The sequence below is a fragment of the Ferrovibrio sp. GW821-FHT12E11 genome, from assembly GCF_058806975.1.
The window spans coordinates 890,689-916,921 of the sequence record NZ_JBXAQG010000001.1; the positions used below are offsets into that span (position 1 = coordinate 890,689).

General features: G+C 63.7%; 27 protein-coding genes. 8 read left to right on the forward strand and 19 right to left on the reverse strand.

Going from position 1 to position 26,233, the window contains the following annotated elements; translation table 11 throughout:
* Positions 1–10 precede the first annotated feature (10 nt).
* From sufC to AC1ROT_RS04460, 3 genes are read right to left on the reverse strand one after another with little or no spacing between them, the layout of a single operon-like run.
* On the reverse strand, positions 11–760 hold the full coding sequence (gene sufC, locus AC1ROT_RS04450; protein ID WP_492997401.1) for a Fe-S cluster assembly ATPase SufC: 750 nt from the start codon (positions 758–760) through the stop codon (positions 11–13).
* 24 nt (positions 761–784) lie between these two features.
* The gene (gene sufB / locus AC1ROT_RS04455; protein ID WP_492969840.1) at positions 785–2,245 is read right to left on the reverse strand and encodes a Fe-S cluster assembly protein SufB; all 1,461 of its coding nucleotides are present in this window, start codon (positions 2,243–2,245) and stop codon (positions 785–787) included.
* Between the two features lie 18 nt (positions 2,246–2,263).
* Positions 2,264–2,728 carry an SUF system Fe-S cluster assembly regulator gene (locus AC1ROT_RS04460; RefSeq protein WP_492969839.1) on the reverse strand — a complete coding sequence of 155 codons (465 nt, stop codon included), beginning with the start codon at positions 2,726–2,728 and terminating at the stop codon, positions 2,264–2,266.
* A gap of 179 nt (positions 2,729–2,907) precedes the next feature.
* On the opposite strand from AC1ROT_RS04460, the gene AC1ROT_RS04465 reads away from it, so the two are divergent.
* Together AC1ROT_RS04465 and AC1ROT_RS04470 are read left to right on the forward strand one after the other, a co-directional pair.
* Positions 2,908–4,602, forward strand: a complete 1,695-nt coding sequence (locus AC1ROT_RS04465; RefSeq protein WP_492997403.1) for a tetratricopeptide repeat protein — start codon at positions 2,908–2,910, stop codon at positions 4,600–4,602.
* 32 nt (positions 4,603–4,634) lie between these two features.
* The gene (locus AC1ROT_RS04470; protein WP_492997405.1) at positions 4,635–5,135 is read left to right on the forward strand and encodes a flavin reductase family protein; all 501 of its coding nucleotides are present in this window, start codon (positions 4,635–4,637) and stop codon (positions 5,133–5,135) included.
* On the opposite strand, the gene AC1ROT_RS04475 is transcribed toward AC1ROT_RS04470, so the two are convergent.
* From AC1ROT_RS04475 to AC1ROT_RS04485, 3 genes are all read right to left on the reverse strand, one after another.
* Positions 5,126–5,830: a hypothetical protein gene (locus AC1ROT_RS04475; protein ID WP_492997407.1), complete on the reverse strand. Its 705-nt coding sequence runs from the start codon at positions 5,828–5,830 to the stop codon at positions 5,126–5,128. The genes AC1ROT_RS04470 and AC1ROT_RS04475 overlap by 10 nt on opposite strands.
* Positions 5,831–5,880: 50 nt before the next feature.
* A complete protein-coding gene (locus AC1ROT_RS04480; RefSeq protein WP_492997409.1) occupies positions 5,881–8,124 on the reverse strand; it encodes a hypothetical protein in 2,244 nt (747 codons plus the stop codon).
* 236 nt (positions 8,125–8,360) lie between these two features.
* On the reverse strand, positions 8,361–9,032 hold the full coding sequence (locus AC1ROT_RS04485) for a hypothetical protein (RefSeq protein WP_492997410.1): 672 nt from the start codon (positions 9,030–9,032) through the stop codon (positions 8,361–8,363).
* Positions 9,033–9,218: 186 nt separating this feature from the next.
* Between AC1ROT_RS04485 and AC1ROT_RS04490 the strand changes: the two genes are divergently transcribed.
* Both AC1ROT_RS04490 and AC1ROT_RS04495 read left to right on the forward strand, forming a co-directional pair.
* Entirely contained in the window at positions 9,219–10,046 is an 828-nt protein-coding gene (locus AC1ROT_RS04490) for an SDR family NAD(P)-dependent oxidoreductase (RefSeq protein WP_492969833.1), read from the forward strand.
* Between the two features lie 144 nt (positions 10,047–10,190).
* Positions 10,191–12,143, forward strand: a complete 1,953-nt coding sequence (locus AC1ROT_RS04495) for a methyl-accepting chemotaxis protein (protein ID WP_492969832.1) — start codon at positions 10,191–10,193, stop codon at positions 12,141–12,143.
* Between the two features lie 123 nt (positions 12,144–12,266).
* Here the strand turns inward: AC1ROT_RS04495 and AC1ROT_RS04500 are convergent, their stop codons facing one another.
* Positions 12,267–12,536, reverse strand: coding sequence for a hypothetical protein (locus AC1ROT_RS04500; RefSeq protein WP_492969831.1), 270 nt, complete (start codon positions 12,534–12,536; stop codon positions 12,267–12,269).
* 168 nt (positions 12,537–12,704) lie between these two features.
* Positions 12,705–13,676: a magnesium and cobalt transport protein CorA gene (locus tag AC1ROT_RS04505; protein ID WP_492997412.1), complete on the reverse strand. Its 972-nt coding sequence runs from the start codon at positions 13,674–13,676 to the stop codon at positions 12,705–12,707.
* A 297-nt stretch (positions 13,677–13,973) separates the two neighbouring features.
* On the opposite strand from AC1ROT_RS04505, the gene AC1ROT_RS04510 reads away from it, so the two are divergent.
* The 3 genes from AC1ROT_RS04510 to AC1ROT_RS04520 all read left to right on the forward strand — a co-directional run bounded on the left by AC1ROT_RS04510 (position 13,974) and on the right by AC1ROT_RS04520 (position 16,019).
* The gene (locus AC1ROT_RS04510) at positions 13,974–14,735 is read left to right on the forward strand and encodes a hypothetical protein (protein WP_492969829.1); all 762 of its coding nucleotides are present in this window, start codon (positions 13,974–13,976) and stop codon (positions 14,733–14,735) included.
* 83 nt (positions 14,736–14,818) lie between these two features.
* Positions 14,819–15,520: a hypothetical protein gene (locus AC1ROT_RS04515; protein WP_492997413.1), complete on the forward strand. Its 702-nt coding sequence runs from the start codon at positions 14,819–14,821 to the stop codon at positions 15,518–15,520.
* 10 nt (positions 15,521–15,530) lie between these two features.
* The gene (locus AC1ROT_RS04520; RefSeq protein ID WP_492997415.1) at positions 15,531–16,019 is read left to right on the forward strand and encodes a helix-turn-helix domain-containing protein; all 489 of its coding nucleotides are present in this window, start codon (positions 15,531–15,533) and stop codon (positions 16,017–16,019) included.
* A gap of 13 nt (positions 16,020–16,032) precedes the next feature.
* On the opposite strand, the gene AC1ROT_RS04525 is transcribed toward AC1ROT_RS04520, so the two are convergent.
* From AC1ROT_RS04525 to AC1ROT_RS04550, 6 genes are read right to left on the reverse strand one after another with little or no spacing between them, the layout of a single operon-like run.
* Entirely contained in the window at positions 16,033–17,052 is a 1,020-nt protein-coding gene (locus AC1ROT_RS04525; protein ID WP_492997417.1) for a Gfo/Idh/MocA family protein, read from the reverse strand.
* The gene (locus AC1ROT_RS04530) at positions 17,049–17,696 is read right to left on the reverse strand and encodes a hypothetical protein (protein ID WP_492997419.1); all 648 of its coding nucleotides are present in this window, start codon (positions 17,694–17,696) and stop codon (positions 17,049–17,051) included. Before AC1ROT_RS04530 ends, AC1ROT_RS04525 begins: the two co-directional genes overlap by 4 nt.
* 11 nt (positions 17,697–17,707) lie before the next feature.
* A complete protein-coding gene (gene aroQ, locus AC1ROT_RS04535; RefSeq protein WP_492997421.1) occupies positions 17,708–18,190 on the reverse strand; it encodes a type II 3-dehydroquinate dehydratase in 483 nt (160 codons plus the stop codon).
* Between the two features lie 32 nt (positions 18,191–18,222).
* Complete coding sequence (locus AC1ROT_RS04540; RefSeq protein ID WP_492969823.1) at positions 18,223–19,500, reverse strand: TRAP transporter large permease subunit; 1,278 nt, start codon at positions 19,498–19,500, stop codon at positions 18,223–18,225.
* Between the two features lie 11 nt (positions 19,501–19,511).
* The gene (locus AC1ROT_RS04545; RefSeq protein WP_492997422.1) at positions 19,512–20,021 is read right to left on the reverse strand and encodes a TRAP transporter small permease; all 510 of its coding nucleotides are present in this window, start codon (positions 20,019–20,021) and stop codon (positions 19,512–19,514) included.
* A gap of 30 nt (positions 20,022–20,051) precedes the next feature.
* Positions 20,052–21,071 (reverse strand): TRAP transporter substrate-binding protein, encoded by a 1,020-nt coding sequence (locus tag AC1ROT_RS04550; protein ID WP_492969821.1) that lies wholly within the window; start codon positions 21,069–21,071, stop codon positions 20,052–20,054.
* A 201-nt stretch (positions 21,072–21,272) separates the two neighbouring features.
* Between AC1ROT_RS04550 and AC1ROT_RS04555 the strand changes: the two genes are divergently transcribed.
* Positions 21,273–21,947: a GntR family transcriptional regulator gene (locus AC1ROT_RS04555; RefSeq protein ID WP_492997424.1), complete on the forward strand. Its 675-nt coding sequence runs from the start codon at positions 21,273–21,275 to the stop codon at positions 21,945–21,947.
* Between the two features lie 6 nt (positions 21,948–21,953).
* Here AC1ROT_RS04555 and AC1ROT_RS04560 read toward each other — a convergent pair whose 3' ends face one another.
* Genes AC1ROT_RS04560 through AC1ROT_RS04580 form a run of 5 tightly spaced genes read right to left on the reverse strand, consistent with a single transcriptional unit; the run spans position 21,954 to position 26,210 of the window.
* Positions 21,954–22,337, reverse strand: a complete 384-nt coding sequence (locus AC1ROT_RS04560) for a RidA family protein (protein WP_492997425.1) — start codon at positions 22,335–22,337, stop codon at positions 21,954–21,956.
* A 4-nt stretch (positions 22,338–22,341) separates the two neighbouring features.
* A complete protein-coding gene (locus AC1ROT_RS04565) occupies positions 22,342–23,460 on the reverse strand; it encodes an ABC transporter ATP-binding protein (protein WP_492997427.1) in 1,119 nt (372 codons plus the stop codon).
* The gene (locus AC1ROT_RS04570; protein WP_492997429.1) at positions 23,457–24,230 is read right to left on the reverse strand and encodes an ABC transporter permease; all 774 of its coding nucleotides are present in this window, start codon (positions 24,228–24,230) and stop codon (positions 23,457–23,459) included. Before AC1ROT_RS04570 ends, AC1ROT_RS04565 begins: the two co-directional genes overlap by 4 nt.
* 4 nt (positions 24,231–24,234) lie before the next feature.
* Positions 24,235–25,107, reverse strand: a complete 873-nt coding sequence (locus AC1ROT_RS04575) for an ABC transporter permease (RefSeq protein WP_492969816.1) — start codon at positions 25,105–25,107, stop codon at positions 24,235–24,237.
* 26 nt (positions 25,108–25,133) lie between these two features.
* Positions 25,134–26,210 (reverse strand): ABC transporter substrate-binding protein, encoded by a 1,077-nt coding sequence (locus AC1ROT_RS04580; protein WP_492969815.1) that lies wholly within the window; start codon positions 26,208–26,210, stop codon positions 25,134–25,136.
* Between the last annotated feature and the right edge of the window lie 23 nt (positions 26,211–26,233).

The window sequence follows — 26,233 nt, forward strand, 5'->3', positions numbered from 1 at the left end:
GATGCTGTCCTCAGGCCGCGTCCGCCACGATATCGGCATAGCCCTTGGCTTCCAGCTCAAGCGCCAGTTCCTTGCCGCCGGTCTTGATGATGCGACCGCCGGCCAGCACATGCACGACGTCCGGCACGATATAGTCCAGCAGGCGCTGGTAATGGGTAATCACGAGTGCTGAGCGCTCGGGGCTGCGTAGGGCATTGACGCCTTCGGCCACGACCTTCAGAGCATCGATATCCAGGCCTGAATCCGTTTCATCCAGAATCGCCATGCTGGGCTCCAGCATCAGCATCTGGAACACCTCGTTGCGCTTCTTCTCGCCGCCCGAGAAGCCGACATTGACCGGGCGCGAGAGGAACTTCTCGTCCATCTGCAGCTGCTTCATCTTGGCCTTGGCGACTTTCAGGAAATTCATCGCATCCAGGTCGGCCAGGCCGCGATGCTTGCGTACGGCATTGACGGCGGATTTCAGGAAGGTGGCATTGGCCACGCCGGGAATCTCGACCGGATACTGGAAGGCCAAAAACAGGCCTTCGCGGGCGCGCTCTTCCGGTTCCATCACCAGCAGGCTCTGGCCATTGAGAAGGATGTCGCCCTCGGTGACCTCATAGCCGTCGCGGCCGGCGATCACATAGGACAGCGTCGACTTGCCAGACCCATTCGGGCCCATGATGGCATGCACCTCACCCGGATTGATCACCAGGTTGATGCCGCGCAGGATGTCTTTACCGTCGACTTTGGCGTGCAGGTTCTTGATCTCAAGCATGGGGCAATCCTTGGGGCGTAATCTCTAACCGACCGAGCCTTCGAGGCTGACACCCAGCAGCTTCTGGGCTTCGACGGCGAATTCCATCGGCAGCTTCTGCAGCACTTCCTTGCAGAAACCGTTCACGATTGTCGATACAGCATCCTCTTCGGACAGACCGCGCTGGCGGCAGTAAAAGAGCTGGTCGTCGGAAATGCGCGAGGTGGTGGCTTCATGCTCGACCTTGGCCGAGCGGTTCTTCACTTCGATATAGGGCACGGTATGGCCGCCGCAGCGGTCGCCGATCAGCAGGCTGTCGCACTGAGAATAGTTGCGTGCGCCGGTGGCGCCGGGCATCACCCGCACCAGGCCGCGATAGGTGTTCTGCGCCTTGCCGGCCGAGATACCCTTGGAGATGATCGTGGACTTGGTGTTCTTGCCCATATGGATCATCTTCGTGCCGGTATCGGCCTGCTGGGCATTGTTGGCCACAGCCACCGAATAGAACTCACCCACCGAGTCATCGCCCTGCAGGATCACGCTCGGATATTTCCAGGTGATGGCCGAACCGGTTTCCACCTGAGTCCAGCTGATCTTCGAGCGGGCGCCGCGGCAGGCGCCGCGCTTGGTGACGAAATTGTAGATACCGCCCTTGCCGTTCTTGTCGCCCGGATACCAGTTCTGCACCGTGGCATAGCGGATCTCGGCATCTTCCATGCAGACCAGCTCGACCACGGCGGCATGCAGCTGGTTTTCATCGCGCATCGGCGCGGTGCAGCCTTCCAGATAGGAGACGTAGGCGCCCTTGTCGCAGATCAGCAGCGTGCGCTCGAACTGGCCGGTCTTGGCCTCGTTGATGCGGAAATAGGTGCTCAGCTCCATCGGGCAGCGTACGCCCGGCGGTACATAGACGAACGAGCCGTCCGAGAAGACGGCGGAATTCAGCGTGGCATAGAAGTTGTCGGTGACCGGCACAACCGAGCCGAGATACTTCTGCACCAGTTCGGGATATTCGCGCACGGCTTCGGACATCGAGCAGAAGATGATGCCCATATCCTTCAATTTGCCCTTGAAGGTGGTGGCGACCGAGACGCTGTCGAACACGGCATCCACCGCCACGCCGGCCAGGATCTCGCGCTCCTTCAGGGGAATACCGAGCTTCTCATAGGTGGCCAGCAGCTCGGGATCGACCTCATCCAGGCTCTTCAGCGTGTTTTTCTTCGGCGCCGAGTAATAGTGAATGTCCTGGAAATCGATTTCCGGGTAGCTGACCTTGGCCCAGGTCGGCTCGCCCTTTTCCTTGGCCATGCGCAGCCACGCCTTATAGGCACGCAGGCGCCAGTCCAGCATCCACTGCGGCTCGCCCTTCTTGGCCGAGATGAAGCGGACGGTGTCTTCGCTCAGGCCCTTGGGCAGCAGCTCGGACTCGATATCGGTAACGAAGCCGTATTTATAGTCACCGGCCAGGCCTTCGACGGTTTCGATGGTTTGGGCATTGGCAGCCATGGGGCGTGGCTCCGTATTTTAAGCGTTGGGCGCCGGCGCATTGGCGCGCGGCGGCAGGGGACTGAGGAAGTCGTAAGAAGGCCGCGCCAACTCGGCCAGCGTCACGCCTTCCAGCGCGCTGCGGATCGCCGTGTTGATGCGGTTGATGCCGCGGCGCGAAACACAGAGATTCTCGCGGTCGCAGGCGCTCGGCGTGTGATGGTCCGAGCACTGGGTCAGCGCGATCGGACCATCCAGCGCCGTCACAATGGCGGCAACGGAAACCTGCTCCGGCTGCATCGCCAGGCGGTAGCCGCCATGGGCGCCGCGATGGGACACCAGCAGACCGGCGCGGCCGAGCTTGGCCATGATCTTGGCCACTGTCGGTCCCGGCAGGCCCGTAGCCGCCGCCGCATCGGGTGCGTTATGCACGCCCGCAGGTTCGGCGGCGATATGGGCCATCACCATGACGCCGTAATCGGCCAGGCGGCTCAGGCGCAACATGTTGCAAATCCTTCGCAATTAGCAATCCATACCGGGCTGGTCCGGTTGGACGGCGGCAAATAAGACCAATCTGGTCTGGATTGCAAGATGATTTCCGAAAATCGGAAGTCAAGACGGGCATTAAAGGGGTTTTTTAAGGGGTCCCGGGGCAAGGGGTAAGGTTCAGTATGGAGGAAGGCGTGAATCGGAAGGAACGGCGGGCCCAGGGGAAGGCAGCGACAGGCGGCACGACCGCCTCGGCGCCCGGAGTCGCACCCGGTATCGTGCTGGCCGGCACGCCCTTCAACGAGCGGGCCATCGCGCTGCACGGGGCCGGCCGCACCGCCGAGGCCATTCCCCTGCTCCAGGAAGCCGTGAGGCTCAGTCCCGGCCATGCCCCCTTCCACAGCAACCTGGGTGAACTGCTGCGCCTGACCGGCCAGGCCGAGGCCGCCATGGACTCGCTGGACCGCGCGCTCAGCCTCAACCCCGGTTCCGCCGAGGCACACAGCAACCGTGGCAACCTGCTGCGCCAGCTGGGCCAGGCCGAAGAGGCCGCCGCCGCCTACGAAACGGCGCTGACGCTGAAACCCGACTGGGCCGATGCCTGGAGCAACCTGGCCACGGCGCGCATGGACCTGCGCGACTATGCTGCCGCCATAACGGCGCTGAACCGCGCCATCGCGCTCAAGCCGCAGATGGGCTTCTTCCGCAAGAATCTCGGCCTCGCCCTGCTGGCCAGCGGTGACTATGAAAGCGCTGAAGCGGCTTTTGCCGCCATGGACAGCGCGCCCGTCAAACTGCAGGCCGGCCTGGACGTGGCGCTGGCGCGCGGCGACCTCGCCCGCGGCCGTGACGATCTGGAGGCCGCGCTGCAATGGTATGAACGCGCCTGGCGCCAGCAGCCCGGCCATGGCGAAGCCCATATGCGCTATGGCACGGCCCTGATGGTCAAAGGCGATTACCGCAATGCCTGGCCGCATTTCGAGGCGCGCTGGAGTCTGGCCGACACCGACCGCGACAAGCGGCCCTTCACCCTGCCCTTCTGGAAGGGCGAGGCGCTGCCGCCCGGCGCGCATATGCTGCTGTTCACCGAGCAGGGTGTGGGAGAATCGCTGGTGCTGTGGAGCCTGCTGCCCGAACTGTTCGCACGCGGCATCACGCCGGTGATCGAATGCGACCCGCGCATGATCCCGATCCTGGCGCGCAGCTTCCCCGATATCGAACTGCACGCACGCACCAACCCGCCGCAGCCGCGCCTGCTGGAACCCGATCTCACCGTGCAGGCGACGCTGTTCGATCTCGCCGCCGTGTTCCGGTCCAGCCCGGCTGACTGTACCGGCGCCCTGCCGATCCGGGCCGACATGGCACGCGCCGCCGCAATCCGCGCGCAGTATCAGGCCACCGATCCGCGGCCGCTGATCGGCGTGGCCTGGCATAGCGGCAACATCAAGCTCGGCGCGCCAAAGTCGGCGAAGCTGACCGATCTGGCGCCGATCCTCACCCTGCCCGGCTACCGCTTCGTCGACCTGCAATACGGTAACCGCGCCGACGACCGCGCGGCGCTGCTGGCTGCCCATGGCGTCGACTTGCTCTACGATCCGGCCATCGACCAGTTGAAGGATCTGGACGGATTCGCCGCCCAGGTGGCCGCGCTGGACATGGTGATTTCCACCAGCAACACCACGGCCCATATGGCGGCTGCCCTGGGCAAGCCGACCTGGCTGCTGCTGCACCGGGGCATTTCGCCGCACTGGTACTGGACCCAGGGCAGCGACACCACACCCTGGTATCCGACCGCCCGGCTGTGGCGCCAGCAGGCACGCAACGACTGGACCGGCCTGGCGGAAAGCGTCGCCCGCGAATTGCCCAAGGCACTTTCCGGGGCACTTTAACTGGCCGCTTCCCTCCGCTACATCATAATGCGATGACCGATCCGCTCAACGTCGCCTTCCGCAATGCCATGCGCCGGCTGGCCGCCACCGTCACCGTGATCTCCACGACGGCGGACGATGGCCAGCGCCACGGCATGACCGCCACCGCCGTCACGTCGGTCTCGGCCGATCCGCCGGCGGTGCTGGCCTGCGTCAACCGCTCGGCGGCGCTGCATGCCCAGCTCGGGCTGGGCAAACGGCTTTGCATCAATCTGCTGCATTGCAGCCAGCAGCGCCTGTCGGAAGTCTTCGGCGGTGCGGTGGAAGGCGAGATCCGCTTCACCGAGGGCGACTGGCAGAACGATGCCAGCGGCGTGCCCTTCCTCACCGATGCCCAGGCCAATATCTTCTGCGAGGTCGAGGCGCTGCATGCCTATGGCAGCCATTCGATCTGCATCGCCCGGGTGGTGCGGGCCAACTGCCGCAGCGACGTGGCGCCGCTGGTCTACCAGGACGGCGCCTATATGTGCACGGGCCCGATCACTCAGGAATAATGCGCCACTGCCTGCAACAGGCGGCGGAACTCGCTCACAACCTTGCGCTCGACGGTTTCGTTCAGCGCCACCACGCTTTTCAGGCGCCGCGGCCGCAACGGCACCACCGGCGCCGATACCGATGACAGCGCACGCGGCTGCGGCCGCGGCGGCACCGGAATGACCCGGCGCGGCAGCGGCGTCACCTTGGCCGGTCCCTGCTGCATCGGCGGCGCAGCCGAGCGGCCGAGCGGCGCGAGCTTGAGCTGCGGATGCTCGCTGAAGCCCATCGAGGCATAGACAGCGACATGCGATTTGCCGTCGGCATCCTGGTCGATCAGCAGCAGATTGGGGAACCGCGCCGCCAGCAGCGCGAAGGTTTCATCGCCGAGGAACGCCGGCTCGGGGATCGCGCACCAGCGCTTCTGGCCCTCGAAACCGAGCGGCCGGCCATGGGCGCGATAGAGCTTGCCGAGGCTGTCGGCAAACGGCGCATTCTGATGGAAGACCAGCACGATCTGCCGATGCAGATCAGCCGGGCTGAGGCGACGGCAGACCATCAGCGCCAGTTCGTCAGGCCGCGCTCCCAGCGCCGCGGCGGCACCGAAGAACCCCAGCACCGTGCCAGCCGCACGGACATCCTGGGTCAGGAAGCCGAGGCGGTCGGCATGGCGCAGCGTGCCGATGGCGTTGAAGAAGCGCGGTTGCAGGCTCATGGTCGATCTCTGGCCGCCATTCTAGCGGTTTTCCCCTATCGCCGTCTTGGTTAACCGAGGAGCCGGGCCCACCAGCCGTAGCGCCAGCCGGCGATGCCGACCGCCACGAGCAGGGCCAGCAGGATATACAGCCCCCAGGGCCGCTGCTTTTCCGCGTAAGGATCGGTCAGCGCCCGTTCGGAGCCGGCCGGCAGCTTTGCCAGCTGGGTCAGGCTGCTGCCGAAGGGGATGTTGATCAGCGCCCGCGCATTCACCGCCCAGCCATTGGCATCCAGCAGGGGGCCGAGATTGCGCTGCCGCAGCTTCATCGCCGCGATGATCATGGACGGACCGGAGATCAGCAGCAGCACGCCGAAGATGGCGAGCGGAATCTGCCACCAGGCCAGATTGAGGAAACCGGTGACCACCGAAGCCAGCGCCGTGCCGATGGCACCGATGGCCAGGCCGATGGCGGCGAAGATGCCGGCGAATTTCGCCGCGTCGAATGCCGGCGGCGGCGGCGCTGCCGCCGGTGCGGCCGGCGCGCCGCCCGAGATCGCCTGGCTGCCGGTCTCCAGCAGCTTGTTGGTCATCTGCTGCTCGTTGGCCTTGGAGCGCGCGGTGGCGAATTTCTCGATCTGCTCGTTGGCGAATTTTCCCACCTTGCGGAACGGCAGCCAGAAAGCCTCGCGGATCGAGATCGGATGGCTGACGATCTTGACGATCACCGCATCCCAGTCGCGGCCCTGGCGGTCGTAGAACACGCCGTTGCGCCCGACCATCAGCTGGTCGGCATCGCCCGCCGTAACGGCGGCGGCAATCGTCATCTTTTCACCAGTAGCATTTGGGGCCGGCTTGCCGTCCGAACCGCGCCGGGTGCAGTCGCAATAGAGCAGATAAATACGACTCAGCGAGGCCAGCGTGGCATGCTTGGCCGGATCGTCCACGGCAACACAGAGATCGCAGGAGCGACCGTCGATATACAGCGTGCCAACCTGGAAGATCGCCTTGCCGCGCCGGGTGTAGAAATCCTTGAAGGCGACAAAGTTGTTGAGCAACGGCACGAGGTCGCGCACATAGCGCGCCAGCGTCTCGACCGAAGCAATGGCTTCGAATTCCGGCGCCAGCGCCGCATCCGCGGCGATCAGCGCGGTGATCCTGGACTGCGCATCCATCGCCTTGATCTCGCGCACCCGGGCGATGCCGAGCGGTTCGACCAGGGCGCCGGCCTTGCGTGTCAGCCAGGTCATGGCGGGTTCGAGTTTTTCCTGCAGCATGCGCCAGTCGGCTTCGGTCAGCGTGCCGGTTTCGCTGCCCAGCAACGGCAGCACCGCAGCCTCGCGCAGACGCGTCACGTCGGCGGCCCAGGCCGGGTTGATACCATGGCCCAGCGGCAGCGGCCGTTCGGCCTCGATGCGCGCCAGCGGGAAAGCCGCCACGGCCGGCGTGCCGGCCGACAGGTCGCCATCGGCTATGGCGGCGAAATCCTTGTCATCGGCATTCAGCGCGGCGCCGGCCACCGGATCGAAAGCCGCGAGGCGGCAACGGAAGAAATAATCGTCGAGCTTGGACTGCAGCGCGCGGACGGCCTCGACCGCCGGCAGGGTGCCTTCGCCCAGCGGCAGGATCTCCGGTTTCGCCTTGGCCTCGTCCCACCAGGCGATATAGGCATCCACCGCAGCGAAGAAGACATCGGCCTCGTCCTTGGAGAGTCCGGTTTCGCCGCCGCGATCGGGCTTCTCGCCGACCAGTTTCATGATCGCCTGCATCACCGCCGCCGTTTCCGGCTCTTTCGCCGCCGAGGGCGGCACCACGCCATCGCCGTTCAGCGTGGTCTTGGCGAAGATGCGGCCCACATCGGCGGCATCTTCCGGCCCGATGGCATGGGCGTCGGGCTTGCCGATATTGGTGAGGATGCGTCTGGCCGAGGCGAGGATGCGTGCCCCCTCCGCCGTGCTGTCGTCGATCTGGTTGAGCGGCAGTTCGGCATGGCCGGCGAACAGCGCATCGGGGTTGCGCACCAGCCGGCAGGTCCAGCGCACGGCATTGAGCAGTTCGACGGCGCGGATGCGGCCGTCATGGTCCTCGTCGATCAGTTCGAGCGTGCGACGGTCGAAATCGATGCCTTTGGCCGGACAGCTCAGCGCCAGCCAGAGCTTCTGGTCGAGCTGGCTGAGATGCTTCAGATCCTCGCCGGTCTCGATGCGCAGCTGATCGAAACCGCCGGCGCGGAAGAAGCGCCAGCGATGGGCATTCTCGTTCACGGGCCGCTCCTGCAACTCGGTTCCGGCGACATCGGTCTGCATCTCGGCCATGAAATCCCCCTTCAGACTGCGGGCGGCGTTATGAAACACCCGATTGCAGCCCATTGCGGCAGAGAAATCCAGCCTTTCCAAGGGCCTGACAGGTCCCCGCGCCATGATGAGCGGGCCAGTTCAGGCCCAGTCCGGGCCCATGCGATGCCAATTTGATACCCATGCGGGCCCGTTGAGAGCCAATTCGATGCCGGTTCCGGCCAGTTCGAGGCCAGTTCTGGCCAATTGGAGCCCGTTCAAAGCGACGGCCGCACCCCCACCGGATCGCTTGCGTCATCGTAATAGGCCAGCAGTCTGGCAGGGTCTTCCTTGGCCCAGCGGATGGCATCGCGACCGAGCCAAAGTCCCGATATGCGCCGGCGCTGCAACACCCTGCCATCTGTCGCGACAACGAGCTGGTTCTGGTTGGTCGCGACCTCGCGGAACAACCGGAAGGCCCGATGACCGATCGCCAGATGCTCGCGATTGCCCGGCTCGTAGAAGAACCAGTACTTGCCATCCCCGCTCATATGCTCGGGCTGCCCGTCTGCCGCAGGTTTAACGAAACTGAACTCGAAGCGGAAAGCCGGCAGGCGCGGCTGGCGCAGATCCCAGTGAGAGCCCGGTTCAGGCAGCAAGTCGTTGATCGGTTCGCCTGTCACATACCATTGCGGGCGCCAGTCCGGATCGAAATGCATCTCGGTCTCTGAGTGATCATCAGGATTCAGCGAATCTGCGCCGTCGCTAAGCCGCAGCATGTGTTCCCCCTGCATACATGGCGGCGGTTCCCTCCACATGCGGCTCAAGATCGACGGATTGTTAAAATATCTGCCTTCGGGAAAATTGTCATAAAGTGCATCGGCGAACCGCGCCCAGTCCAACATGCTCAGACAAACGTCATGACACCGATAGGTATAGTCGCCCGCCATGCCGCCCCACTCCATTGTTATATAACCCTTCCGCTTGTACCATATTTGTTCTATTTGCGACAAGCAAATTCCACAGGTCGTAACCGCATAATATGGTAGGCGGCATGGCCGGCATCGACGGAACCTGTCTCGGCGCCCCGGGTTGCCCCGGCATAGCCCCCAACGGCATGAGACAGGAGCACAGTGATGGCCCACCGACTGATCCACAGTATTCCCGGTACCGAAACCCATTCGCGCCGCCGATCCGGCCGGCCGCTGGCGTTGGTGACCGGTGCCTCGCGCGGCATCGGTTACGAACTGGCACGAGAGCTGGCCCAGCATGGCCACGACCTGCTGATCGCCGCCGACAACGCCGCCGCCCTGCGCGAGGCGGCCCAGGGCCTGAGCAGTGCCTGTGGCGTTCAGGTCGAGGCGGTGGTCTGCGACCTCGCCACCCGCGATGGCGTGGAAACGCTGTATACCGCCGCCCGCGAAGCAGGACCGGTGGAGGTGCTGTGCTGCAACGCCGGCGCCGGCGTCTATGGCGATTTCGCCGAAACCGATCTGGAAGCTGAATTGCGCATCATCCAGCTCAACGCCGTGTCGGTGGTGCATCTGACCAAACTGATCCTGCATGACATGATGCAGCGCCATCGCGGCAAGATCCTGATCACCGCATCGACCGAGTCCACCACACCCGACCCTTATCTGGTGGTCTATGCCGCCACCAAGGCCTTCGTGCTGTCCTTCGCCGAGGCGATCCGGCATTCGCTGCAGGATACCGGCGTCTCGGTCACGGCCCTGCTGCCGGGCCCGACGGATACCAACTTCTTCAAACGCGCCGGCATGCAGCGCTCGAAGGTGAACCACAGCGCCAAGACCGATCCGGCCGAGGTGGCGGCCAAGGCCTGCCGCGCGTTGCTGCGCGGCGACGATCAAAGCCTTGTCGGCTGGAAGAACAAGGCCCGGGTGACCATGCCGTCGGTGCTGAGCGATCCGGTGGCCGCGGCGCGGACAGCCGGCAAACAACCGTAAGTCGCCCGCCTCCTCGATGCATACGGAGCAAATAGCGCCATCAGCCACATAAACTCTGCATAAACATGTACGGAAAATTAGCTCTGATACTCGCCATACGGGCCTAAAGAGGGGGCGGTAGAAGCTGACCCCATTGAGGCCGCCATGTCCCGCCTGCTCTCCGATACAAAAATCCTGACCCGAATCTTTTTCGTCATCCTTCTGCTGTCAGCCTCGACGCTGGGCATCGGGATCATGGCCCGCTCCATCATTGATGTCTCCGATCAGAAGACCGACGATATGACCGCCATTTCGAGCCGCGCCCTGCAGGGCATGCGCGTCTATGCGCTGCTGCAGACCGTGATCGCCGACAGCCGCGCGATTTATTCCGCCCGCAACGCCGATGAACTGAAGCGCTTCGGCGCCACGGCGGCACAGAATTTCGACAAGGTCATGCAGGAGACCCTCAAGTGGGAACGCCTGGTGCCGGCCGACCGCCGCCAGGCCTTCGCCGAACTGCGCGGCCAGATCGAAGCCTTTATCGCCACGCGCCGCCGCATTATCGACATCGCCGAGAAACAGGATGGTGTCGCGGCCCAGGCCTTTGCCACGGCACCGGAGAATGCCAAGGCGCGCGACGAGCTGATCGAACGCATCCAGACATCGGTCAACAATAATGAAAAGGCCGTCAACGACATCAATAACGAAATCTCGGCCATGTATGCCCAGGAGCGCATCAACATGCTGCTCGCCGTGGCCGGTTCGATCATAATATCCCTGCTGATTGCCGGGTTCATTGCGATCGGCACCATCACCCGCCCGATCCGCCGCATGACCGACACCATGGGCACGCTCGCCAAGGGCGACACCAGTGCGATGGTCGACGGTGCCGCCCGCAAGGACGAAATCGGCGCGATGGCCCGCGCCGTGCAGGTATTCAAGGACAATATGATTGCCCGCGAAAAGGCCGAAGCCGATATCGCCGAACAGCGTCGGGTGACCGAGGAACAGCGCAGCGCCCGCGAAATCCGCGAGCGCAAAGCGATCGAGGAAATTTCAGCGCTGTGCGACAAGGCCGCCGCCGGCAACCTCGACAACCGCCTGAACGAAAGCGACAAGGAAGGCTTCCTGCTGACCATCAGCCAGCGCCTCAACGGCCTGACCTCGATGCTGCAGCAGGTGACCGGTGAGATCGCCACCGTGACGGCCGGCATGGCCCAGGGCGACCTGACCAACGATATCCGTGGCGATTATCACGGGGTCTTCGGCAAGCTGAAGGGTGGCATCAACGAGATGGCCGGCAAGCTGCGCGAGATTGCGGGCGAGTTGAACCAGAGCTCGGTTGCCGTCAAGGAAGCAGCCGCCGAAATCTCGACTGGCAGCCAGGATCTGGCCAGCCGCACGGAATCGCAGGCTGCCAGCATCGAAGAGACGGCGGCCTCCATGCATGAGATCACCGCGACGGTGAAGCAGAATGCCGACAACGCCCAGGCCGCCAACCAGCTGGCGACAGTGGCGCGCGATACCGCCGAAAAGGGCGGCAGCGTCGTCGCCAATGCCGTCACCGCCGTGACACAGATCGAGGCCAGTGCCCGCAAGATCGCCGATATCGTCGGCCTGATCGACGAGATCGCCTTCCAGACCAACCTGCTGGCGCTGAATGCGTCTGTGGAAGCCGCCCGTGCCGGCGAGGCCGGCAAGGGCTTTGCCGTCGTCGCGCAGGAAGTGCGCGCACTGGCGCAGCGCTCGGCCAACGCGTCGAAAGACATCAAGGCGCTGATCACGGAATCGAACGCGCAGGTGAAAACCGGTGCGGCGCTGGTCAATCAGACCGGAGCCTCGCTGACCGAGATCGTCACCGCCATCAAGAAGGTATCGGACATCGTGGCCGAGATCGCCGGCGCCAGCCGCGAACAGGCCACCGGCCTGGATCAGATCAACACCGCGGTGGGCACCATGGACGAAATGACCCAGCGCAACGGCGCCCTGGTCGAAGAAACCAGCGCCTCGGCCCAGGCCCTGTCGCAGCAGGCAACCCAGCTGGCCCATCTGGTCAGCTTCTTCAGGACCGGCGGCGGTGCTGTCCGGCCTGACAATGTGGTGGCGCTGCGGGCCTGACGCTCGCGCCCCTGACGCTCACGGGCTTGAAATGCAACACGGCCGCAGGGGTGACTTCCCTGCGGCCGTGTTCCCGTGGTGCCCGCCGGCTCTGCAAAACGGCGGACGAGGAATGGGTCAGCGTCAGCTATGGGCGGCCTTGTAGCCACTCTGCACGACGAGCTGGCGGCGCATCGCCACCACCTGACGGGTGGTCAGCTTCAGCTCATCGTCGAGGCGACGACGGCGGCGCAGACTGGCCGAGAAGCTGTCGATATCGGACAGCGTGCCGCAGGCGCGCGAGAAGTGGCCGCTCATCAGGCTGATTTCGCGGTCGCAAATCTCGCGTTCCTGGCGCAACTGCTGAGCCTGGCGCTGGGCGGCCTCGATTTCGATCTTCAGAGTGGTCGTCATGTGAACCTCCGCTCGGGCTTGTCTTGATGAACAAAGCCTAGGCGAAAGCGCAGCGCAGCGGGTGTGATCTGGCTGCTACAGTTCAGCGACCGCTGTGACCGGCCTGTGACCGAGATGCCGTTTCGGCGACAGCCCTGTGACCGGGCGGTTGCCGGGCAGAAAAGCCTCTTACAGCCAGCCGCTTTTGCGGAATCGCCAGAACAGCCAGCCGCAGATGCCGGCCACCGCCCCCAGCACCAGGCCATAGCCGTAGCGCCAATGCAGTTCGGGCATATGCTCGAAATTCATGCCGTAGATGCCGGCAATGGCCGTCGGCACCGCCAGGATCGCCGCCCAGGCGGCGAGCTGGCGCACAATGTCGTTCTGCCGCACACCGGCCAGCAGGATTTCGGTCTCGAAGGCCGCCGCCAGCCCCTCGCGCAGATCGTCGATCGAGTCGGCCACGCGCTGCACATGATCGTGCACGTCGCGGAAATAGGGCCGGATATCCGGCGTCAGCAGCGGCAGGTCCAGCCTTTCGAGCCGGCCGCTCACTTCCAGCAGCGGCAGCACGATGCCGCGCATGCCCAGCAGTTCGCGGCGCAGTTCGTAGATACGGGCGATCATCACGCGGTCGAGCGTCTCGTCCAGCACCCGATTCTCGATCTCGCGCAGTTCTCCCGCGATGTCGTCGATGACGGGGAAGAAATTGTCGGCGACGAAATCGACGATGGCATGCACCGCCGCCTGCTCGCCCAGTTGCAGCATCGCCGGCTTGCGCTCGAGCCGGCTGCGCACCTCGGCATAGGAGGACGAGGCGCCATGGCGCACCGAGATCACATAGCCCTGGCCGGCGAAGATATGGGTCTCGCCGTATTCGACATCGCCGTTCACCAGCCGCGCCGTGCGCAACACGATGAACAGGCCATCGCCATAGACTTCCAGCTTCGGGCGCTGATGCGCCATGGCCGCATCCTCGACCGCCAGCGGATGCAGGCCGAAACGCTTCTGCAGGTTTTCCAGGGCATCAGGATCGGGGTCATGGAGACCGATCCAGACGAAATCCGCACCCGCCGGCAGATGGAAGGCGGATTCATCCAGCGGCACGTCGCAGATGCGGCTGCCCTTGCCATAGGCCGCACAGGCCACCAGACCTTTCATTGGTATCTCCATGGGACGAATCAACGTTCCGGCACCGGAATGATATGCGTTTCCGGCCGCCGCCAGCCTTCAGGGACCGCTAAACACAGCGTGCCACTGTGTTGGCTATGCGCATAAGAGGTAGCCAAACCGCATACTCCTGTCCATTGCGCAACCCTGCCGAACATACTGCGCGGCATCATACCCGGTTTCGCCGCATCGTCGGCCATCCGGCCGAATCCGCTTGTGACGCGCCGCCCTCGCCGCCCCAATAGTCTGCCGCCAGTTGTGGCGGTTCAACCAAGGGGAAACACCACCATGTCTTCGACGAAGCAGCATATCGGCGCCCTGATCGCGGCGCTGACCTCGGCCGGACTGGGCATCCGGCTGAATTCCGACGGCGCCTCGTTCCGCGACTTTTACTGCCGCATGGCCGGTCACGAACCGGCCAGCCCGCTGGACGCCACCTTCGTGCGGCTCGACGACCGCTCGTTCTTCTGGCTGCAGATCTTCGACAGCCATCGTAACCCGATCGGCTGCGGCGCCGGCCGGCTGGTGCTGGCACCGGCCTGGCGCGGCGGCCTGCGCAAGCTGATGGCCAGCCAGTCGCTGTTCATCGACCGCGCCGCCCCGCTGTGGTCGGCCGGCACGCCGCCCGAGACCGACCTGTCCGGCCGGCTCGGCTATGTCGGCGGCGGCTGGATCAAGCCGTCCTGGCGCCGCCACGGCCTGATCGGCATCGTGATCCAGTTGGTGCATGCCTACATGGTCGAGCAATACCGCACCGACCATAACTTCGGCTTCGTGCGGCCCAACCATATCCCGCTGGCACTGGGTGACGATGGCTATGCGTTCGCCGAGGCCGGCGAGGCCTTCCAAGCCTATTGCGCCGGCACCGGATTCGACGAGCCGCTACATGTTGTGCAGGCCAGCCGGGCACAACTATTACGCCGGTATGCAGCCGAGCCGGTCTATGCCCTGCGCGGAGATGTGCGGGAAATGCCCGGCATACTGCCGGAAAAAGTGGTTTATGCACCACTTTCACACGAGGACACGGTGCCTATGCGTAAAGTTGGTTGACAAGCTGAGCCTGAGCGGGGGAATAATCCTCATCACGGGGGAAGTTTCCCCGCTTCAGACTTCAGACTACTACCGGGGGATGTATGTCGAAGCGCCCGCTCAATACCGACCTGGCGACCCGCCTGGAACAGGGGGTCCGGCGCCGCATGGCCATGCTGCGCGTGGCCCTGCCCGAGCTGGGTGCCGAGCTGGGCCATGACGTCACCACCCTGCGGGCCTGGTTCCGCGGCGCCAACCGTTTCAGCTTTGAAGATATCGACCAGCTGGACGGCTATTTCGCCACCCGCGGCCTGCCCGGCCTGATGGACGAGCTGCGCCAGCATGGCATGCCGCGCAACTGGCAGTTCAGCGAAGAATCCTATACCGCCGCACAGTTCGACGATCCGGCGCTGGGCAACCTGCATGAGGTGACCGCCGGCCTGCAGCAGAGCGGCCGGGCGCCGCTCAGCTTCCTGAACGAGCGCGGCCTGTTCGAGCATTGCCACATCCTCAATGTCGATGGCGGTGCGGTGCGGCCGGTCCATATGGGCGACGCCATTCCGATCCGGCCGAGCCAGAGCGTGCTGGGCCGCGACCTACGCGAGCTGGCCAACCGCGATTTCGGCCTGATGCTGCACGACCAGCTGATGAAGATCGCCCAGATGCAGGCGCCGCGCGTACATCTGATCCGTTCGCTGCAGGGACCGCAGGTGGAATATCGCCGCCTCGCCGTGCCGGTCGGCCCGCATTTCATCGTCACCATTCCCTACGACCTCGCCATCGCTCCTTCCTTCTCACTGCAATGAGACGCATGCCATGAACTTCCAGCCCGGCCGACAGGAAACCACCGTCATGCAGCGCAAACCCAATCCGACCGATATCCATGTCGGCCAGCGCCTGCGCGCGGCCCGCGTGCTCGCAGGCATGAGCCAGGAAAAGCTGGGCGCCACCGTGGGCCTGAGCTTCCAGCAGATCCAGAAATACGAAAAAGGCCATAACCGCATCGGCGCCAGCCGCATGCAGCAGCTGGCCCAGGCGCTGAATATCCCGCCGTCGTATTTCTTCGATCATAATTCGCCCGAGGCCGGCAGCACGGCCAGCACCCAGAGCATGGATGCCGCCGCCGTCTCGCGCCGCCAGTCGCTGGACCTGGTGCGCTACTTCTCGTCGATCCCCGATGACGACATGCGGGAAGCGCTGTTCAAGCTGGTGAAGGTCTGCGGCCAGGCTGACGATGCCGAACTGCCGGCGAGCGAACTGCCGGTCGCCGGGCTTGCCCTGCCAGCCGTCGACGCTGCTGACTGAAACCCCGCCGACGTTACGTCCCGACGTTTTCCCAGCGGCCGGACGCCGCACTGGCCCGGATCGCATCCAGGGTCAGGGCGATATCGATCGACTCTTCCGGCGTCGCGCCGGTCCAGGCCGCGCGGCCGGCCACCAGATCCGCAAATGATTCCGCCTCCAGACGGAAGCCGTTGCCGTCCGGCACCGGGATCGCCTCGAAGGGCACCGTCATCGGGATGCCGCGGCGGACCTGCAGCACGGCCGGGCCGCCGACCGGCGGATGGTTCAGGTAATTCGTCTCGATGATGCCATTGTCGCCGGAGACCGAGGCGCTGCGGTGATAGGCGGCGGCGAAAGTGCAGGATGCCTGCGCCACCAGTCCATCGGAGAATTCGATATTGGCCAGCGTGGTCATGTCGACGCCGTTGTGGTCGTTCACCGAGGTCGCCTGCACCCGCAGCGGCCGGCGCCCGGCCACGATGCGGACCAGGCTGACGGCATAGCTGCCGGCGTCATACAGGGCACCGCCACCGAGCGTGGGGCTGAGTCGGATATTGGCCGGATCCCGGAACAGCACGCTGAAGCTTGAGCGGATCAGCTGCAATGCGCCGATGGCGCCCTCCCCGATCAGGCGGCGCATCTGGATGGTCTGCTGTTGCGCCATGTAGGGATAAGCCTCGCGCAGGAAAACCTCCCGGCGATTGGCCGCAGCGAACATGGCTTTCGCCTCTGTCGCCGTCATCGCCAGCGGCTTCTCGCAGAGCACATGCTTCCCGGCATCGACGGCCCTGATGGCCCATTCAGCATGCAGCGCATTCGGCAACGGAATATAGATGGCATCGATATCGGGATCGGCCAGCAGAGCTTCATAGGAACCGATGGCGCGCCCGATGCCCAGCTCCGCCGCCATGGACTCGGCCTTGGCCTGACCGCGGCTGGCGACCGCGACGACCTGCACCGTCTGCGACGGTGCACAGCCATTGGTAAAGGCGCGGGCGATATTGGCAGCCCCCAGCACGCCGATGCGCAGGGGCTTCTGTGATGAGCTGCTCATGGGACCGCCTCGGCATCCAGTGAAAACATCCAGGCATAGAGCGGCACATCCTGTGCCGGCATGCCGACCGGCAACACCGCCGGACAGGCCGAGAGTGCCTTGCGGATCGCGGCCTGGTCCAGTCCCTCGAGCAGCAGCAGGCTGTGAAACGACTGATCCTTCGGCCGCAGGCTCTTCTCGTTGGTCTGGATCGACGTCCTGGCCGCGTCGGTCTCCAGCAGATGGACGGCGGCGATCCGGTCCTGCGCCACAAGACTGTCAGCAATCTTGTCGCTGTCCGTCAGCGCCTCTGCAAACGGCAGCGCGGCGATATAGCCGCCGCTACCGGTGCCTTTCGAGAGAGTCCGCCGGCCACCGCCGCGCACAAAATTGCCCAGGATCGGCATGATCCGCTGCGACCAGGGCGTTGGTGCATTCAGGCGGTCCAGATAGGACTGTCCGGCCAGGGCCTCCGGCGTTTCCAGCTCGTAGACGATGAGAAAGCGGCGGACGGTGTCGTCCAGCGCACGAAAAACACGAACAGCCCGGAAGCCCTCGACGCCCATGCGCTCGGTCGTGTGCTCGCGGGTGAGCCAGTGCAGGTAGTCCGTCTCCTGTGCCGACTCGACATCGCTCCAGATCGCCAGAAATCCCTCGCCCTGCATGGTTTCCCCGCTTACTGGGCCGCCGCGCCGACCGGCGGCTGGAGCCGGGCCGGCAGCTTGCCAAGACTCTGCAGCGCGGCCTGCATGGCCACAATATAGCCATAGGGGCCAAGGCCGCAGATGACGGCTTTGACCGCCGCCGACAGCTTGGAATGGCGGTGCATCTCGTCGCGGGCGTGGATGTTGGAAATATGCACCTCAATGATCGGCCCTTCGAAAATCTTCAGCGCGTCGTACATGGCCACCGAGGTGAAGGAATAGGCGGCGGGATTGATGATGATGGCATCGGCCACGCCGCGCGCCTGCTGGATATGGTCGACCAGAACGCCTTCATGGTTGGACTGCAGGAAGGTCAGCCGCGCACCGGCGCTGGCGGCGAAGGCCTCGCAGTCCTGCTGGATCTCGGCCAGCGTGGTGGAGCCATAGATATGCGGCTCGCGGATGCCCAGCATGTTGAGGTTGGGCCCGTTCAGGATCAGGAGTCGAGCGGTCATGGCATTACCCAGTTGTCAAAACGCGTACATCGTCAGCTGAACCACTTGGCCGGCACCATCACCAGCGACGGGAACAGCACCAGCAGGAAGAGGATGACGATTTCGGCCCACATGAACGGCCATGCGGCCTTGATAAGGTCGGCCATCGGAATGCGGGCAACGCCCGCCACCACGTTCAGAACCACACCCACCGGTGGCGTGATCAGGCCGATGGAGTTGTTGATGATGAACAGCACGCCGAAATAGACCGGATCGATCCCGGCCTGCTTGATGATGGGCATCAGGATCGGCGTCAGGATCAGGATGGTCGGCGTCATGTCGAGTGCGGTGCCGACAATCACCACGATGACCATGATGGCGATCAGCAACAGCGTCTGATTGCCCATGAAGGGCCGCAGAAGATCAACGATCTGGGCGGAGATTTCCGACACCGTGATCAGCCAGGACGACACCAGCGCCGCCGCCACCAGGAACATCACCACGCTGGTGGTGAGAGCCGCCTTGATGAACACCGGCAGCAGCTGGTTCCATTTCAGCTCACGATAGATGCAGGTCGCCACGAACAGGGCATAGACCGCCACGACAACGGCCGCCTCGGTGGGCGTGAAGACGCCGAATTTCAGGCCGAAAATGATGATGAAGGGCAGGCCTAGCGCCCAGACGCCGTCGACCACCGCATGCAGTTTTTCACGCCAGGGCAGGCGCGCCGGCATGGTGATGTCTTCGTTGCGCACCTTCCACCACCAGGTCACGCAGAGTGCCATGGCGATCATCAGGCCGGGAAAGATGCCGGCCAGGAACAGCTTGGTGATGGAGACGCCGCCGACCACGCCGAAGATAACGAAACCGATGCTGGGTGGAATGATCGGCCCGATGATGCCCGAGGCCGCGATCAGGCCACCGGACGTGGCCTTGTCATGACCAGCCCTGGTCATCATGGGAATGAGCAAAGCCGAGAGCGCCGCGGCATCGGCCACCGCCGAGCCGGACAGCGCCGACAGGATGCAGGCCGCCAAGATGGCGACATAACCGAGCCCGCCCTTGATATGACCGACGAAGGCCATGGCGACATTGACGATGCGCTTGGACAGGCCGCCGCTGTTCATCACCTCGCCGGCCAGCATGAAGAACGGCACCGCCATCAGCGGGAAGCTGTCGGCACCATTGATGATATTCTGGGCGACGATCTGGGCATCGAAGATATCGAGCTGATACATCAGCGCGACGCCGCAGATCACGAGCGCGAAGGCAATCGGCATGCCAAGCGCCATGGCGCCCAGCAATGACAGGGTGAAAACCGTAATGGTCATGGATGCGCGCCTTAAAGTTCTTCGGACTCTTTGACCGAGACAAGTTCGTCCTCGGTCAGGCGGCCCCTCAGCACACGCACAATGTCGTAGATCAGGATAATTCCGGCCGAGATACCGAAGACCAGGCCGGAGGCATAGAAGACACCGACAGACAGGTTGGTCGCCGGGGCACGGTCACCCAGGGTGATCAGCACCTGCGTCCAGCTCCCCGACAGCAGCAGCCAATCGGCGAACAGCATCAGCCCGTAGCTGACAATGAAGCATATCCGCTTGCCCAGCGGCGGCAGCAGGATGACGAGCGTATCCACACCGAGATGCGCCCGCTCCCGCAGCGCCACCACGGCACCGAGGAAGGTAAGCCAGACCATGAGCCATCGAGACAGTTCTTCCGAGAAGGCGATACCGGAGTTGAAGCCGTAGCGCAGCACTACGTTTCCGAACACCAGCACCACCATCACGGCGAGAAATGCCGCAATCACGTATTTGAGGACGTGACAGTAGAGATCGATGGCTTTTGCCATGGTCTGGCCTTTACCGAACCTGCGCAGCCGTTACTTCAGCTTCCGCACGCGCTCCAGCTCCTCATTGAAGAGCTTGACCACGGCCGGGTTGAGATCGGCGGAGAACTTCTCAGTCACCGGCTTCACGGTATCCTGCAGGCGGGCATATTCAACCGGCGAGATTTCGTTGAACTGCATGCCCTTGGCTTTCAGCTCGCCCAACGCCTTGTCGGCGGCGACCTTGGTCACCTCACGCTGGTAGGCCAGGGTCTCGGTGAAGGAGTCGCGCAGCAGCTTCTGCTCTTCCGCCGACATGCGATCCCAGACCTTCTTGCTGATCGTGATAATGTTCTGCGTGTAGGTATGGTTGGTGGCGGAAACGAATTTCTGCACCTCGAAGAACTTGTTCGACAGGATCACCGAATAGGGGTTTTCCTGGCCGTCCACGGTCTTGGTTTCCAGCGCGGTGTACAGCTCGCCGAAGTTCAGCGGCACCGGGTTGGCGCCGAAGGCCTTGAAGGTTTCCAGATAGACCGGATTGGGGATGACGCGCAGCTTCAGGCCGCGGAAATCCTCGACCTTGGTGATCGGACGCGTGCTGTTGGTGGCGTTGCGGAAGCCCAGGCCCCAGAAGCCGAGGCCGATCATGTCCTTCTCGGGCAGCATGTCGAGCAGCACTTTGCCGAACGGACCCGCGACCAGGGCATCGGCCTGTTCGGGCGTGCTGGTCAGGAACGGGAAGTCGAGCAGGCCGAGTTCCTTGATCACGCCGGTCAGCGACGTGGTGGAGGCCGACAGCATTTCCTGGGTGCCGCCGCGCACGGCCGACTGCATCTGCATTTCGTTGCCGAGCTGGGACGCCGCGAATTCGCGGATTTTCATCTTGCCGCCGCTCTTGGCGGCCAGCACTTCAGCAGTTTTCTGCACGCCGAAGCTGATCGGATGGTCGGTGTTATTCAGATGGCCCCACCGGATGGTGCGGTCCTGAATCTGCGCCTGCGCGGGTGCCACGGACACGGCCAGCAGCGCCGTCAGGGCCACAGCAGACACAGTAAGAGCATGAATTTTCATAAGAATTATCCTCCCAAGGATATTGAATCGAGCCTTGTTGGCCCTTGATACCGGCGTTCGGTAGACCATAGGAGTTTTATTGAGTCAACATATGATTTCTATTTTATATGATGATATGAGAATTTAATGATGCTATTGGGACGGAGCGACAATACGAGGCCCCTCGTACGACTCGCGCTGCTTAAGGTATGAAGACCAGCCATGAGCCTGATTGAACGCATCGACGACATGGAGACCATCGGTGAGGACGGCTATCGCCGCATCCGCACCGATATCGTGCTGAACCGGTTCAAGCCGGAGCAGAAGCTGAAGCTGGAGGCCCTGAAGGAGGCCTATGGCATCAGCGTCAGCACGCTACGCGAAATCCTGTGCCGCCTGTCGGCCGAAGGCCTCGTGGTCGCCGAGGGCCGCCGCGGCTTCGAGGTGGCGCCCGCCTCGATCGACAACCTGCGCGAACTGGCCGACCTGCGCATCCTGCTGGAAGCCCATGCCATCGAGCAGTCGTTCGCCCAGGCCGATGTGGAATGGGAGGGCCGGGTCGTCGCCGCCCATCACAAGCTGGCGCAGACCGAGCGCAGCCTGACCGACCGCAACGGCGATGCCGAGAAATGGAAGCGCTATGACAGCGAATTCCACCGGGCCCTGATCTCCAACTGCGGCTCACGTACGCTGATGGAGGCCCATGCGGCCGCTTTCGACAAGTATTTCCGTTACCAGATGATCGTGCTGGACTATCGCGGCGACGAACCGGTGCACCAGCACGAGACGCTGCTGCGCTGCGCACTCAAGCGCGACGTCGCCATGGCCAAGCAGACGCTGATGGAACATGTCACCAACTGCGTCGAGCATGCCATCACGTCCGGCAAGCTCCGCTAGGCCGGATCAGCCGGCGGCCGGTTCCGAGGCCGCCACCATAATCATTTCGACTTTCAGCGCCGGATTGGCCAGCACTGCCTGCCAGCAGGCACGTGCCGGCGGCGCACCGGGCGCCAGCCAGCCGTCCCAGACCGCATTCACCGCGGCATAGTCGGCCATATCGGCCAGGATGATGGCAGTGAACAGCAGCCGCGCCTTGCTGCTGCCGCTGAGCTGCAGCCGCTCTTCCGCCTTCTCCAGCGCCTGGGCCATCTGTTCGGCAGCACTCAGGCCGCCGTCATAGGGGGCTTTCGGCGTCACCGCGAAATAGGTGGTGCCGTTATGGGTGACGGCCAGGCTGGAGCGGGCGGTGGGATTCAGCCGCTGGATCAGGTCTGCAATATCGGTCATCGGATCAGGCCGGGATCAGGTGCATGTCGCTGCGGCGCCAGGCGAGCTGCAGGGCATCGCCCTCGCGGATGCCGGTGGCCTGCACGAAGGGAATGCGGGCACGAAGCGCCAGCCCGTCGCTGCCGCCAATCAGCAGCACGCTGTCGCCGTAATTGACCAGCGCCTCCACCTTGAACGGCACAATGCAATGCTCGACCGAGGCTGCACCCTGCCAGACACCGATGGCTTCCGGCCGGATCAGGCCATGGAAGCGGTCGCCGGCCGGCGCAGGCAGGTCGAGCCGGCCGATGGCGGCGGCCGTAAGCGCGCCGGAGCCGTCGCGGGTGACATCGAGGAAATTGCTGTCGCCGACGAAGCCGCCGACGAAGCGCGTGGCCGGACGCAGGTAGACATCCAGCGGCGGCGCGAACTGCTCCACATCGCCCTGGCTGAACACCGCGATGCGATCCGACATGGTCATCGCCTCGGTCTGGTCATGGGTGACGTAGATGGTGGTGATGCCCAGATCGCGGTGAATGCGCTTGATCTCGACCTGCATATGCTCGCGCAGGTTCTTGTCGAGTGCGCCGAGCGGCTCATCCAGCAGCAGCACATCGGGTTCGAAGACCAACGCGCGGGCCAGCGCGACGCGCTGCTGCTGGCCACCCGACAGCTCGCGCGGCTGGCGGCCGGCAAAATCGGCCAGACCGACCATGGCCAATGCCTCGGCGCTTTTCTTCGCGATCTCAGCAGCGGGACGTTTGCGCATGCGCAGCGGGAAACCGACATTCTCGGCCGCCGTCATATGCGGGAACAGCGCGTAATTCTGGAACACCATACCGATGTTGCGCTTGTGCGGCGGCACTGGACCGATCTCACGGCCACCGAGCCGGATGCTGCCCGAGGTCGGCTTCTCGAAACCGGCAACCATCATCAGCGTGGTGGTCTTGCCTGAGCCACTCGGCCCCAGGAACGAGACGAACTCGCCCTTCTGGATGTCCAGCGAAATGCCGCGCACGGCGTTCTGCTTGCCGTCATAGGATTTAACGAGATCGCGGATCTCGAGATAGGTTTCGGTCATTGCATTTTCCCCTGCCGGCATGCCCATCGCGGCGCTGTTGGTGCGCGGATCGAAGATGGTCATGCCTGCCTCCTTACCACGGTCCGCCAGACCAGCGGACTCAAAACTGCGAGAAGCACCACGCCGAACAGCAGCGTCGACACCACCGAAATGATCGGGTCGGCCTCGATGCGGATGCTGTCGAACATCTTGCGCGGCAGCGTGGACGCCGCCTGGCCGGAAATGAAGATCGCTACCACGGCTTCATCGAAGGAATGGATGAAGGCGAACAAGCCACCAATCAGGAAGCCAGGCCGCAGAACCGGGAAGGTGATTTCCCAGAAGGTGCGCAGGGGGCCGGCGCCGAGATTCATGGCGGCGCGTTCCAGGTTGCGGTCGAAGCCCTTCAAAGCCGCCGCAATGATCAGATAGCTGACCGGCACCGACAGGCAGGTATGGGCCAGTACCACGCCAAGCGGCGAATGAATGATCTTCAGATGGCTGAAATAGGAGTAGTAGCCGAGCGCCATGACGATATGCGGCACGATCATTGGCATCATCAGCAGCAGGTTGACCGCCGAACGGCCGAAGAAACGCTGCCGCACCATGGCAAACGAGGCCGGGATCACCAGCACCATGGTCAGCAGCATGGTGGCGAGGCCGATGCCGATGCTGTTGATCACCGGCTGGGTCCAGCGCGCATCGGCGAAGAAGGCGCGGTAATAGCCGAACCAGTAGCCCGGCGGCGGAAATTCGAAGGAATTCGCCGTGCTGAAGGACATTGGCACGACAATCAGCAGCGGCCCGACCACGAAGAGGGCGACAACCAGCGCGGCAGCAAGGACGTAAGGCATGCTGTCAGCCCCAGAGCTTGTCGAGACCGACGAAGCGATTGTAGATCGCAAAGATCGCCAGGGTCACGAGCAGGAGGATGACGGAGGTGGCCGAGGCCTCGCCGAATTCGAGAAATTCCTCGATCTGGGTGCCGATCAGGCCGGCGATCATCTGTTCGCGCGGACTGCCGAGCAGCACCGGCGTCACATAGAAACCCAGGCACATGATGAAGACCAGTGTACAGCCGTTGACGATGCCGGGCGCGCTCAAGGGGAGAAAGACGCGGCGGAAGGCTTCGAACGGCGTGGCGCCCAGACTGCGGGCGGCGCGCACGAAATTCATGTCGATCTTCTTCATCACCGAATACAGCGCCAGCACCATGAAGGGGATCAGCAGGTGCACCATGGCCAGAGTCGAACTGAAACGGGTGAACAGCAGCTGCGGCGCCGGATCCCAGCCAAGAAAGGCCATGATGGCACGCAGCGGCCCGTTATTGCCCAGGATCACCATCCAGGCAAAGGTGCGGACCAGGAAGCTGGTCCAGAAACTCATCGCCACGATCAGCAGCATGACGGTGGCAAAGCTGCCGCCGATCCGCACGATCATATAGGCGAGCGGATAACTCATCAGCAGGGCGAAAATGGTGACGATGCCGGCAGTCTGGAACGTGCCCCAGAGCACACGCCAGTAGAAGGCATCATTGAAGAAGGACATGTAGTGCTTCAACGTGAAGCCGGGGTCCATCACGCTGAAGAACACCACCTGTCCCAGCGGGACCAGGAAGAAGATGGCGAGAAAAGCCACCACCGGCAACAGTAGCAGCCAGGAGGCGGCATTGCTGCCGCCTTTGGCGAATGCCGCCGGCACCGACGGAATCATGGCACTGACTTTTCCCACTGGCATCGTCCTGGTCCGCCGTTCCGTTACCGCGAAATCCAGCGTTCGAACTGCTTGTTCGCCTCGGCCAGCTGGTCTCCGGCCTTGCTGGTATCCTGCACCACCACCTTCTTGATGTTTTCCGGCGAGGTGGGAGTCAGCTTTGCGTCTTCGGCGGAGATATGGTCGAAGGCCTTGGGGTTCAGCGGGCCGTAGACATTGGCCAGGCTGAACTTAGCGATACGCTCGGGTTGCACGGCCGACTGGATGAACTTCCAGGCCAGCTCCTTGCGCGGCGAGCCCTTGGAAACGACCCAGTAGGCCTTGTCGAGCAGGGCCTGGTTCCAGACCATCTCGACCGGGATGTTCTCGCGGATCAGGCGCACCGGATAGGTCTGCCAGATGCCGATCAGATCCACTTCGCCATCGCGCAGCAGCTGGCCCGACTGCGGGCCCTGCGTCCACCAGACGCGCACCGAGGACTTGATCGTCTCCAGCTTAGCGAAAGCGCGATCTAGGTCCATCGGGAACAGCTTGTCGGCCGGTACGCCATCGGCAAGCAGGGCGATGGCCAGAACGCGGCCGGCATGGCGCTGTAGACAGCGGGCGCCAGGATACTTCTTCACATCGAAGAATTCGGCCCAGGTGGTCGGCCCGCCATTGGGGAACTTGTCCTTGCGGTAGGAGATCAGCGTGGCGAAAGCATGCGAGCCGACACCGTTCTGGAACACCGCATCCGACCACAGTTTGGAGGTATCGATCGGCGACTGCTTGATATCCTCGATAATGCCGGCTTCGTTGGCACGCACGATATCGGCATCGCCCAGGGTGGTGCAGTCGAATTCATAGACGCCGGTCTTCACCTGCGCCGCCAGCTTGGCAAAGGATACCGGCGAGACGGTTTTGATCTCGACGTTGTTCTCGCGCATGAAGGGCTCGAACCAGTTGACCTTGGCCGATTCCTCCCATGGGCCGCCCCAGGTGTTCACATACAGCACATCGCGGGCATAGGCCCGGTTGATGAACGGACCCGGGAAGGTCAGCGCGGCCGTCGCGCCGGCCAGCTTCAGCGCCGAACGACGATTGATCTGTAACCCTTTACCGGTCTTGATGCTCTTGGTCATCGTAATCCCCTCCTCCATTGCGC

What these genes read in the sequence shown, in the direction of transcription:
- AC1ROT_RS04545 (WP_492997422.1), bottom strand. Translation starts at nt 20,021, where the DNA reads ATGGCAAAAGCCATCGATCTCTACTGTCACGTCCTCAAATACGTGATT.
- AC1ROT_RS04515 (WP_492997413.1), top strand. Translation starts at nt 14,819, where the DNA reads ATGTCGAAGCGCCCGCTCAATACCGACCTGGCGACCCGCCTGGAACAG.
- AC1ROT_RS04530 (WP_492997419.1), bottom strand. Translation starts at nt 17,696, where the DNA reads ATGCAGGGCGAGGGATTTCTGGCGATCTGGAGCGATGTCGAGTCGGCA.
- sufC (WP_492997401.1), bottom strand. Translation starts at nt 760, where the DNA reads ATGCTTGAGATCAAGAACCTGCACGCCAAAGTCGACGGTAAAGACATC.
- AC1ROT_RS04525 (WP_492997417.1), bottom strand. Translation starts at nt 17,052, where the DNA reads ATGAGCAGCTCATCACAGAAGCCCCTGCGCATCGGCGTGCTGGGGGCT.
- aroQ (WP_492997421.1), bottom strand. Translation starts at nt 18,190, where the DNA reads ATGACCGCTCGACTCCTGATCCTGAACGGGCCCAACCTCAACATGCTG.
- AC1ROT_RS04505 (WP_492997412.1), bottom strand. Translation starts at nt 13,676, where the DNA reads ATGAAAGGTCTGGTGGCCTGTGCGGCCTATGGCAAGGGCAGCCGCATC.
- AC1ROT_RS04485 (WP_492997410.1), bottom strand. Translation starts at nt 9,032, where the DNA reads ATGGCGGGCGACTATACCTATCGGTGTCATGACGTTTGTCTGAGCATG.
- AC1ROT_RS04520 (WP_492997415.1), top strand. Translation starts at nt 15,531, where the DNA reads ATGAACTTCCAGCCCGGCCGACAGGAAACCACCGTCATGCAGCGCAAA.
- AC1ROT_RS04495 (WP_492969832.1), top strand. Translation starts at nt 10,191, where the DNA reads ATGTCCCGCCTGCTCTCCGATACAAAAATCCTGACCCGAATCTTTTTC.
- AC1ROT_RS04460 (WP_492969839.1), bottom strand. Translation starts at nt 2,728, where the DNA reads ATGTTGCGCCTGAGCCGCCTGGCCGATTACGGCGTCATGGTGATGGCC.
- AC1ROT_RS04550 (WP_492969821.1), bottom strand. Translation starts at nt 21,071, where the DNA reads ATGAAAATTCATGCTCTTACTGTGTCTGCTGTGGCCCTGACGGCGCTG.
- AC1ROT_RS04480 (WP_492997409.1), bottom strand. Translation starts at nt 8,124, where the DNA reads ATGGCCGAGATGCAGACCGATGTCGCCGGAACCGAGTTGCAGGAGCGG.
- AC1ROT_RS04555 (WP_492997424.1), top strand. Translation starts at nt 21,273, where the DNA reads ATGAGCCTGATTGAACGCATCGACGACATGGAGACCATCGGTGAGGAC.
- AC1ROT_RS04540 (WP_492969823.1), bottom strand. Translation starts at nt 19,500, where the DNA reads ATGACCATTACGGTTTTCACCCTGTCATTGCTGGGCGCCATGGCGCTT.
- AC1ROT_RS04510 (WP_492969829.1), top strand. Translation starts at nt 13,974, where the DNA reads ATGTCTTCGACGAAGCAGCATATCGGCGCCCTGATCGCGGCGCTGACC.
- AC1ROT_RS04475 (WP_492997407.1), bottom strand. Translation starts at nt 5,830, where the DNA reads ATGAGCCTGCAACCGCGCTTCTTCAACGCCATCGGCACGCTGCGCCAT.
- AC1ROT_RS04470 (WP_492997405.1), top strand. Translation starts at nt 4,635, where the DNA reads ATGACCGATCCGCTCAACGTCGCCTTCCGCAATGCCATGCGCCGGCTG.
- AC1ROT_RS04500 (WP_492969831.1), bottom strand. Translation starts at nt 12,536, where the DNA reads ATGACGACCACTCTGAAGATCGAAATCGAGGCCGCCCAGCGCCAGGCT.
- AC1ROT_RS04580 (WP_492969815.1), bottom strand. Translation starts at nt 26,210, where the DNA reads ATGACCAAGAGCATCAAGACCGGTAAAGGGTTACAGATCAATCGTCGT.
- AC1ROT_RS04565 (WP_492997427.1), bottom strand. Translation starts at nt 23,460, where the DNA reads ATGACCATCTTCGATCCGCGCACCAACAGCGCCGCGATGGGCATGCCG.
- AC1ROT_RS04490 (WP_492969833.1), top strand. Translation starts at nt 9,219, where the DNA reads ATGGCCCACCGACTGATCCACAGTATTCCCGGTACCGAAACCCATTCG.
- sufB (WP_492969840.1), bottom strand. Translation starts at nt 2,245, where the DNA reads ATGGCTGCCAATGCCCAAACCATCGAAACCGTCGAAGGCCTGGCCGGT.
- AC1ROT_RS04560 (WP_492997425.1), bottom strand. Translation starts at nt 22,337, where the DNA reads ATGACCGATATTGCAGACCTGATCCAGCGGCTGAATCCCACCGCCCGC.
- AC1ROT_RS04570 (WP_492997429.1), bottom strand. Translation starts at nt 24,230, where the DNA reads ATGCCTTACGTCCTTGCTGCCGCGCTGGTTGTCGCCCTCTTCGTGGTC.